Annotated in this window: 7 protein-coding genes; 4 read left to right on the top strand and 3 right to left on the bottom strand. The window is 73.7% G+C overall.

From position 1 onward, the window contains the following. Nucleotides 1-181: 181 nt before the first annotated feature. Both cofD and ACWD3D_RS25430 read left to right on the top strand, forming a co-directional pair. On the top strand, nucleotides 182-1,138 hold the full coding sequence (gene cofD / locus ACWD3D_RS25435) for a 2-phospho-L-lactate transferase (protein ID WP_451463111.1): 957 nt from the start codon (nucleotides 182-184) through the stop codon (nucleotides 1,136-1,138). Beyond that, the gene (locus tag ACWD3D_RS25430) at nucleotides 1,135-2,475 is read left to right on the top strand and encodes a coenzyme F420-0:L-glutamate ligase (protein ID WP_451463110.1); all 1,341 of its coding nucleotides are present in this window, start codon (nucleotides 1,135-1,137) and stop codon (nucleotides 2,473-2,475) included. The genes cofD and ACWD3D_RS25430 overlap by 4 nt, the downstream gene beginning before the upstream one ends. 22 nt (nucleotides 2,476-2,497) lie before the next feature. Here the strand turns inward: ACWD3D_RS25430 and ACWD3D_RS25425 are convergent, their stop codons facing one another. The 3 genes from ACWD3D_RS25425 to ACWD3D_RS25415 all read right to left on the bottom strand — a co-directional run bounded on the left by ACWD3D_RS25425 (nucleotide 2,498) and on the right by ACWD3D_RS25415 (nucleotide 6,345). Beyond that, a complete protein-coding gene (locus tag ACWD3D_RS25425; protein ID WP_451463109.1) occupies nucleotides 2,498-3,517 on the bottom strand; it encodes a DNA-3-methyladenine glycosylase family protein in 1,020 nt (339 codons plus the stop codon). 230 nt (nucleotides 3,518-3,747) lie between these two features. Next, nucleotides 3,748-4,839 carry a sugar phosphate nucleotidyltransferase gene (locus tag ACWD3D_RS25420; protein ID WP_451463108.1) on the bottom strand — a complete coding sequence of 364 codons (1,092 nt, stop codon included), beginning with the start codon at nucleotides 4,837-4,839 and terminating at the stop codon, nucleotides 3,748-3,750. 81 nt (nucleotides 4,840-4,920) lie between these two features. Further along, nucleotides 4,921-6,345: an N-acetylmuramoyl-L-alanine amidase gene (locus ACWD3D_RS25415; protein WP_451463107.1), complete on the bottom strand. Its 1,425-nt coding sequence runs from the start codon at nucleotides 6,343-6,345 to the stop codon at nucleotides 4,921-4,923. 138 nt (nucleotides 6,346-6,483) lie between these two features. Between ACWD3D_RS25415 and ACWD3D_RS25410 the strand changes: the two genes are divergently transcribed. Both ACWD3D_RS25410 and ACWD3D_RS25405 read left to right on the top strand, forming a co-directional pair. Beyond that, the gene (locus tag ACWD3D_RS25410; RefSeq protein ID WP_451463106.1) at nucleotides 6,484-7,236 is read left to right on the top strand and encodes a TIGR03089 family protein; all 753 of its coding nucleotides are present in this window, start codon (nucleotides 6,484-6,486) and stop codon (nucleotides 7,234-7,236) included. A 162-nt stretch (nucleotides 7,237-7,398) separates the two neighbouring features. Beyond that, entirely contained in the window at nucleotides 7,399-8,667 is a 1,269-nt protein-coding gene (locus ACWD3D_RS25405; RefSeq protein WP_451463105.1) for an LCP family glycopolymer transferase, read from the top strand. Nucleotides 8,668-9,268: the final 601 nt, after the last annotated feature.

The raw sequence follows: 9,268 nt of genomic DNA, 5'->3' as shown, positions 1-9,268 counted from the left end.
AGGCTCCGCCCGACAGTCCCACCCGTCACCCACCACCACCCCACCAAGGATCAGGCTCCGCCCGACAGTCCCACCCGTCACCCACCACCACCCCACCAAGGATCAGGCTCCGCCCGACAGTCCCACCCGTCACCCACCACCACCCCACGAAGGGTCAGGCTCCGCCTGACAGACTGGTGGTATGCGCATTGTGGTTCTGGCCGGCGGTATCGGTGGTGCTCGTTTCCTGCGTGGCCTCAAACAGGCCGCGCCCGACGCGGAGATCACCGTCATCGGCAACACCGGCGACGACATCCATCTGTTCGGGCTGAAGGTCTGTCCCGACCTCGACACCGTGATGTACACCCTCGGCGGGGGCATCAACGAGGAACAGGGCTGGGGGCGCACCGACGAGAGCTTCCACCTCAAGGAGGAGCTCGCGGCCTACGGCGTGGGGCCGGACTGGTTCGGGCTGGGCGACCGCGACTTCGCGACCCATGTGGTCCGTACCCAGATGCTGGGCGCGGGCTTCCCGCTCAGCGCGGTCACCGAGGCCCTGTGCGACCGCTGGCAGCCGGGGGTCCGGCTGCTGCCGATGTCCGACGACCGGGTCGAGACGCACGTGGCCGTGGAGATCGACGGCGAGACCAAGGCCATCCACTTCCAGGAGTACTGGGTGCGGCTGCGGGCGTCCGTTCCGGCGCGGGCGATCGTGCCGGTCGGCGCGGAGCAGTCGAAGCCCGCCCCGGGGGTGCTGGAGGCCATCGCGGCGGCGGACGTCATCGTCTTCCCGCCGTCGAACCCGGTGGTGTCCATCGGCACGATCCTGGCGGTCCCCGGCATCCGGGAGGCCATCGCCGAGGCCGGGGTGCCGGTCGTCGGCCTCTCCCCCATCGTGGGTGACGCCCCCGTACGCGGGATGGCCGACAAGGTACTGGCCGCGGTGGGCGTGGAGTCGACCGCCGCCGCGGTGGCCGAGCACTACGGCTCGGGACTGCTGGACGGGTGGCTGGTGGACACCGTGGACGCCGGTGCGGTGGACGCGGTCGAGTCGGCGGGCATCCGCTGCCGCGCGGTGCCGCTGATGATGACGGACGTCGACGCGACGGCCGAGATGGCCCGTCAGGCGCTGGCGCTGGCCGAGGAGGTACGGGCGTGAGCGCGGCGGACGCGACCGCGGACGCCCCCGTGCCCGCGTACCGGGTGTGGGCGTTGCCCGGGCTGCCCGAGGTGCGGGCGGGGGACGACCTCGCCAAGCTGATCGCCGCCGCCGAGCCGGGGCTGGCCGACGGCGACGTACTGCTCGTCACCTCGAAGATCGTCTCCAAGGCCGAGGGCCGGATCATGGAGGCGACCGACCGCGAGGCGGCGATCGACGCGGAGACCGTGCGCGTGGTGGCGCGGCGCGGCACCCTGCGCATCGTCGAGAACCGGCAGGGCCTGGTGATGGCCGCCGCCGGGGTGGACGCCTCGAACACCCCCGCCGGGACCGTGCTGTTGCTGCCCGAGGACCCGGACCGTTCGGCCCGGGCGATCCGGGACGGGCTGCGGGACACGCTGGGCGTGGAGGTCGGCGTCGTCGTCACGGACACCTTCGGGCGGCCGTGGCGGGCGGGGCTGACGGACGTGGCGATCGGCGCGGCCGGGGTGCGGGTCCTGGACGATCTGCGGGGCGGTACGGACGCGTACGGCAATCCGCTGAGCGCGACGGTGGTCGCCACCGCCGACGAGCTGGCCGCCGCGGGCGACCTGGTGAAGGGCAAGGCGGCCGGGCTGCCGGTCGCGGTGGTGCGCGGGCTCGGCCACGTGGTCGCCCCGGACGGAGCCCCGGAGGAGCCCGCCGGTGCGCGGGCGCTGGTGCGGGTCGCCGCCGACGACATGTTCCGGCTCGGCACGTCCGAGGCGGTCCGGGAGGCGGTGACGCTGCGCCGCACCGTGCGGGAGTTCACCGACGACCCGGTGGACCCGGGCGCGGTCCGGCGGGCGGTGGCCGCGGCGGTGACCGCTCCGGCGCCGCACCACACGACGCCCTGGCGGTTCGTGCTGCTGGAGTCCGAGGAGTCCCGGACCCGGCTGCTCGACGCGATGCGGGACGCCTGGATCGCGGATCTGCGGCGCGACGGGAAGAGCGAGGAGTCGGTCCGGAAGCGGGTGCGCCGGGGCGATGTGCTGCGCTCGGCGCCGTACCTGGCGGTCCCGTGCCTGGTGATGGACGGTTCGCACACCTACGGGGACGAGCGCCGGGACACCGCGGAGCGCGAGATGTTCGTGGTCGCGGCCGGGGCCGGGGTGCAGAACTTCCTGGTGGCGCTGGCGGGCGAGCAGCTCGGTTCGGCGTGGGTGTCCTCGACGATGTTCTGCCGGTCCGTGGTGCGCGAGGTGCTGGACCTGCCCGAATCCTGGGACCCGCTGGGTGCGGTGGCCATCGGCCGCCCGGCGACGGCACCGCGCGAGCGGGCCGCCCGGGACGCGGAGGACTTCCTCACGGTCCGCTGAGCGTCCAGCGGGTGCCCGGCTTTCAGAGCGGCGCGATGTCGCCCGGGGTCATGCGGGGGCCGCGGCGCGGTCGGCTCACGCCCGCGAGCAGGATCAGCCGGGTCGCGCGGTGGCGCTGGCCGGCGTAGGGGGCGAGCAGTTCCAGCATCCGGGTGTCGTCGGCGTCCCGGTCGTCGGCGAGGGCGTGGCCGACGATCCCCGGCAGGTGGTAGTCGCCGGTGGTGACCGCGTCCGGGGCGCCGTTGGAGCGCTGGAGCGTCTCGGCGGAGGTCCACGGGCCGATGCCGGGGATCAGCTCCAGCCGGGCCTTCGCCTCGGGCAGCCCCATGCCGGCCGCCTCCTCCAGGCGCCGGGCCACCCGTACCGCGCGCATGACGGTGTCCGAACGCTTGGCGTCGACGCCGGCCCGGTGCCACTCCCAGGACGGCACCAGCGCCCAGGCGCGCGGCTCGGGCATGACGTACAGCCCGAGCCCGGTGGTGGGTCCGGGGGCCGGGGTGCCGTGCCGGCGCACCAGGAGCCGCCAGGCGCGGTAGGCCTCGGTGGTGGTGACCTTCTGTTCGAGGATCGACGGGATCAGGGACTCCATCACCAGTCCGGTACGCAGCAGGCGCAGCCCGGGGCGGTGGTGCCGGGCGAGGGCGAGCAGCCGGTGGCGGGGTTCGAAGGCGTCCGGGTCGTCGCCGGCCCCGAGCAGTTCGGGCAGCTGGTCCAGCAGCCAGTCGGCGCCGGGCCCCCAGGCGGTCGCCGCGACCCGGCCGCCGGGCACCGCGCGGACGCGGAGGGTGCCGGGGCCCGCCGGGGTGCGGGTGGCCCGCCAGAAGCTGCCGTCGTCGGTCGTACGGAAGGTGGGGTCGCCCACCCCGCGCCGCAGCGGTCCGAGGACCAGACGGAGGTCGAGCGGGCCCGGCGGGGTCCACTCCCGCGTCAGCGGGGCCTCGGCCGGGGCGGGTCCGCCGGTGACCGCTCCCCCGCGCGCGAGGGCCGGCGCCTGCCGGGGCAGGCCGGTGCGCGCGGTGCGGGGGGCGAAGCGTCCTGCCACGGGTCGGCGTCCTCGGGTGGTTCGGCGGGTGCGGGGGCCCTTCCGAGGGTACGGCTCCGGGGTGCCCGGGGGCCGGGACTGCCGGGCCCCGAGACGTACCTCACCGGCCCGCTTGCCTCACCGGTCCGCGTACCTCACCGGCCCGCGTACCTCACCGGTCCGCGTGCCTCGCCGGGTCCGCGTGCCTCGCCGATGCGGCCGGCGTGCTTCACCGATGCGGTCCGCGCGCGTCACTGGTCCGAGGAGAAGCGGACCGCCCCGTCCGGCAGGACGGCGTCGCACCAGACGCGGACGCCGTCGCGGAGCTCGTTGTCCGCGCCGACCCGGGCGCCGTCGCCGATGACCGCGCCGGTCAGCACCGTACGGCTGCCGATCCGCGCGCCGGCTCCGACGAGGGAGTCGGTGACGACCGCGCCGGGTTCGATCACCGCGTCGGCGAGCACCGCGGAGCCGGTGATCCGGGCGCCCTCGCCGATCACCGCGCGCTCGCCGACGACCGTGCCGCCGCTGAGCTTGGCGTCCGGGGCCACCCGCGCGCCCGGCAGCACCAGGCGTTCGCCGCAGCGGCCGGGGACGGCCGGGGAGGGCGCGCGGCCGAGGACGAGGTCGGCGGAGCCGCGGACGAATGCCTGCGGGGTGCCGAGGTCGAGCCAGTACGTGGAGTCGACCATGCCCTGGAGGTGGGCGCCCGAGGCGAGCAGTCCGGGGAAGGTCTCGCGTTCGACGGAGACCGGCCGGTCGGCGGGGATCGTGTCGATGACCGAGCGGCGGAAGATGTACGCCCCCGCGTTGATCTGGTCGGTGACGATCTCCTCGGGCGTCTGCGGCTTCTCCAGAAAGGCGGTGACCCTGCCCGAGGCGTCGGTGGGGACGAGGCCGAACGCACGCGGGTCCTGGACCCGGGTGAGGTGCAGCGAGACGTCCGCGCCGGACTCGGTGTGCGTGGTCACCAGGGCCCGGATGTCCAGGCCGGTGAGGATGTCGCCGTTGAAGATGAGCACCGGCTCGTCGGGACCCGAGGTGAGCTTGTGGGCCACGTTGCGTATCGCACCGCCGGTGCCCAGCGGTTCGCGCTCGGTGACGTACTCGATGTGCAGGCCGAGGTCCGAGCCGTCACCGAAGTGCGGCTCGAACACCTCGGCCAGGTAGGAGGTCGCCAGCACGATGTGCTCGACCCCGGCCGCCCGCGCGCGGGCCAGCTGGTGGGTGAGGAAGGGGACACCCGCCGCCGGCACCATCGGCTTCGGGGTGCGGACCGTGAGGGGCCGGAGCCGGGTGCCCTTCCCACCGACCAGGAGGATCGCTTCTCTTGCCTCTGTCACGGCGTCTGTTCTCTGCTTCCTGCCGGGGGCCGGGCCTCGTTCGGCTGGCCAGTGTATGCAGACCCGCGGGCCCGCCCCCGGTCAGCGCCCCTGGAGGCGGGCCGAGGTGGTCCGGGTCGTGCCGAGCTTCTTGTAGAGACGTGCGCCGGGGCATTCGGTTGCGAACCCGTCGCGGTGCCCGGAAATGGCGTTCATTTTGACCGAACTGCCCTTCTTGTACCGGTTGCCGCCGCCGGAGACGAGGGTGACGGTTCCCTTGGGGTTGATCCCGAAGAGCCCGAGCTTCCACGCGGTGAGCTTGGCGACGGCGTTCACCGCCGCGGCGGGCGGATTGGTGCTGGCGTAGCTGCCGAGCACCGCGATGCCCATGGTCTTGCTGTTGAAGCCGAGCGTGTGCGCGCCGAGGACCGCCCTGGTGACACCGCCGGCCCGGCCCTCGTAGATGTTTCCGCACTTGTCGACGGCGAAGTTGTAGCCGATGTCCCGCCAGCCGTTGCTCTTGACGTGGTAGCGGTAGATACCGCGCAGGATGGAGGCCGACTGGGAGCAGGTGTAGTTGTTCCCGGTGGCGCTGTGGTGGACGAAGGCCGCCTTCACCGTCGTGGTGTACGCGAACTGACTCTCACGCAGCTTCTCGTCCGCGCCCCACCCCTTGCGGGTGATGATGCCGGGGCGGGGGCCGATGTACGGCTTCGCCGCGGCGACCGCCGACCCGGCCCGGGGCGCGTCCGCGCCCTGGTCGGTCTCGGGTTCGGCCGGCAGCCCCAGTCCACGCGCCTGCGCGTCGGCGATCGTCTGGGCGCGGCTGAGCGCGGGCAGCACGGCGACGTCGGCGGTGTCCGTGTCGGGCGGGACGGCCGCGCCCGTACCCGTCTCGCCGGCCTCGCCGGTCGCCGTCGTGCCGGCCGGCGTCTGCACGCCCACAACCGTGCTCGTGGTGGCGGGCGCGGGGTCCGCGCCGGGGTCGACGAGTTCGAGGCGCAGCCCCTTCGGGAGGGCCGCGGGCTCGGCGGCACGGCCGAACAGGTCGGTGACCGTGGGCCGGACCCGTACCTCGACCGCGTCGGACGCGCCGACCCAGAGCGGGGCCGTCGCGCCGCGCACGGAGGCCGCGTCACCCTCGGGGGTGCCGGGTTCCGCCGCGTGCTCGTCGTTGTGCGTCTCGACGGCCTGCCAGCCGGACCAGCGGGCGGTGGCGGTCGCGCGGGTCCGGACCTCGACCGTGCCGGGCAGCTCGGTCGCCGCGTCGTCCCAGACGACGCCGAGGAGGGAGAAGGGCTGGACCTCCCTGGGGGTGAGGCCCTGCGCCGCGGTGGCGGCCGTCTCCCCCGCGGCCCGGTTCCCGGTCAGCGGCACGAGCGGCAGGGACTGCGTCGAGCCGGGCGGGTCGGCGGTCGGGGCCGCCGACGCCGGTGCCACGGGCAGCGCGGGTGTGGACGCGGCGAGCGAGAGGGTGAGTGCGGCCGCACAGGTGACGCCGATCGTTGCGGCGTGGAGAGTACGCATGTCATTGATCCTCAAATAGGCTGATACGCCCGGCCACTCGACAGGCGCCCCCATGCCCTGACGCCCCGTCTGCCGAACGGTGGCCCGGTGTGCCCGTTCACCGACCGGCCAGGGCCGGTGCCGCGTACCCTTGCGCGGATGAACGCCAGCGACCGCACCCCCGCCGACCTGCTGCGATCCGCGCTCCTCACGGACCCGGCCCGCCCCCTGGTCACTTTCTACGACGACGCCACCGGCGAGCGCGTCGAACTTTCGGTCGCCACCTTCGCCAATTGGGTGGCCAAGACCGCCAATCTCCTCCAGGGCGACCTGGCCGCCGAACCCGGTGACCGGCTCGCCCTGCTGCTCCCCGCGCACTGGCAGACGGCCGTCTGGCTGCTCGCCTGCTCCTCGGTCGGCGTGGTCGTCGAGACGGGCGGCGACCCGGCGGCGGCCGACCTCGTGGTGACCGGCCCGGACACGCTGGAACGCGCCCGTGCCTGCCGGGGCGAGCGCGTCGCACTGGCGCTGCGTCCGCTGGGCGGCCGTTTCCCGGTCGCCCCCGAGGGCTTCGCCGATTACGCGGTCGAGGTGCCGGGCCAGGGCGACCGGTTCGCCCCCTTCCAGCCGGTGGACCCGGACGCCCCCGCGCTCGTCGTGGACGGGACGGAGCTGACGGGTGCGCAGCTCGTCGCCCGCGCCCGTGAGGACGCCGCCGGACTGGGGCTCGCGCCCGGTTCGCGGCTGCTGTCGGGGCGCTCGTACGACGACTGGGAGGGGCTCTCCGCCGGGCTCTGGGCGCCGCTGGCGTCGGGCGGTTCGGTGGTACTCTGCCGCCACCTCGGGCAGCTGGACGAGGGCGGGCTGGCGAAGCGGGTGGAGAGCGAGCGGGTCACCCACCAAGCGGCCTGACCGGCGGCCGGTCCGCCGGATCGTCACCGGCCGGGCGCGGGCGCGGTATGAAAAGCGCTGCGAGGGTCACTCGTCCGGCCCCTCGCGGGCCCGGCCCCCGGGGCTGGGCGGCGGCTCGGGTACATCATCGGCGGTACCGACCACCCGAGGATGGACGCAGCCGTGACCGACAGCGCTGGCACGCCGGCCGACCCCGACCCCGATCCCGGCCGCCAGGACGAGGGCGGGCGGGACGAGAACGGGGGGCCGGACGACGCCCGCGCGCCGGGGACCTGGGCACGACGTCCCAGGGCAGGGCGGCCGGACGGCCGCAAGCGCCACTGGGTGCGCTGGACCGCGCTGGGCGCGGCGCTCGTGGTCCTGGTCGCGGCGGGCGCGGGCTGGTGGCTGTACCGGAAGCTGAACGGCAACATCCGGACGGACACCGCCGCCGAGGCCGAGTTGCGGGCGTACGAGCGGGAACGTCCCACCGCCCTCGTGACGGACGCCCAGAACATCCTGCTCATCGGCTCCGACAGCCGGGCCGGGGACAACCGGAAGTACGGCCGGGACGACGGCGGCCGGCAGCGTTCGGACACGGTGATCCTGCTGCACCTCGCCGCGGACCGGAAGAGCGCCACCGCCGTGTCGGTGCCCCGGGACCTGATGGTGGAGATCCCCAGCTGCCACGGCTCCGGCGGCAGGGCGACCGGCGCGATGACCGCCCAGTTCAACTGGGCGTTCGAGATCGGCGGCACGGCCTGCACGGTCCGGACCGTGGAGCGGATGACGAAGATCCGCGTCGATCACCACGTGGTGGTGGACTTCAGCGGGTTCAAGGACATGGTCGACGCGGTGGACGGGGTGCGGATCTGCGTCGACGACCCCATCGACGACCCCGCGGCGCACCTGAAGCTCGCCGCCGGGCAGCACACGCTCGACGGCGAGCAGGCGCTCGGATACGTACGCGCGCGCAAGTCGCTCGGCGACGGCAGCGACACCGAGCGGATGAACAGGCAGCAGCAGTTCCTCGCCGCCCTGGTGAACAAGGTGCGGAGCAACGGCGTCCTGCTCAATCCTGCCCGGCTCTACCCCGTGCTCGACGCGGCCACGAAGTCGCTGACGACGGACGCCGGCCTGGACTCGCTGCGGGACCTCTACGGGCTGGTCCGCGGAATGCGGAACGTGCCCACGGACAAGGTGCAGTTCCTGACCGTCCCGCGCCGGCCCTACAGCCAGAACGCGAATCGTGACGAATTGGTGCAACCGGACGCCGACAAGCTCTTCGGGCACCTACGCGAAGACACTCCGGTGACGGTCGTACCGGCCAAGAATTCGGGCAGCGGCGCCACCCCGGAGAAAGAGGCCGGCAAGACCGCCGGCGCGACCAGGGCGACTCCGAACCCCACTTACTCGGGCACGAATGCTGCGGATGACCTGTGTAAGAAGTAAAGCAATTCTCAAGCGGAACGGAACAATCGACGCGGAATGAGTGGAATGCCCGGTTGTAGGGAGCGTGGAATGTGTCACGCCCGTCCGTGGGGCCCGGAACGGGCGGATAGTGTGACGCGATCCAGTGCGTCCAGCCTTCCGGCCGCGCACTTCTGGAACGCAGATTTGAAGCGCCTTTTCGGGGGAGGCGCCTCGCGTGGCACCGACGGAGGACTCAGGCGACCGTGGATGCGCAAAGCCGTGGACGGGCGGACGATATCGACCCCGCGGACCAGTGGGTACTGAACCCGCAGACTGGTAATTACGAACTGCGACTGAACAACTCCGAAGAGCATTCTCCGGCGGTGGGCGACAGCCCGCGAGTTCCGCGCGGGAGAAGCGAATCGGCCGCCGGAGAACCCCGCCAGGGCGGTCGTCGCCGGGCACCTTCCCCGGAGTCCGACGGAGAAGACACCCCGCCCCGGGGCGACAGGGTGCCGGGCCAGCGCAACCGTCGGGCCGGTGGAAACCGGCGGCCCGCCGAGCCGGAGGCCCCCGCGGGCCCCCCCAAACGCCAGGCGAAGAAAATCGGCAATCGCAAGTTGAAGCAGTGTACTATCGG

The sequence above is a fragment of the Streptomyces sp. NPDC002690 genome, assembly GCF_053592415.1.
This window is presented reverse-complemented; position numbering and strand designations above follow the sequence as displayed.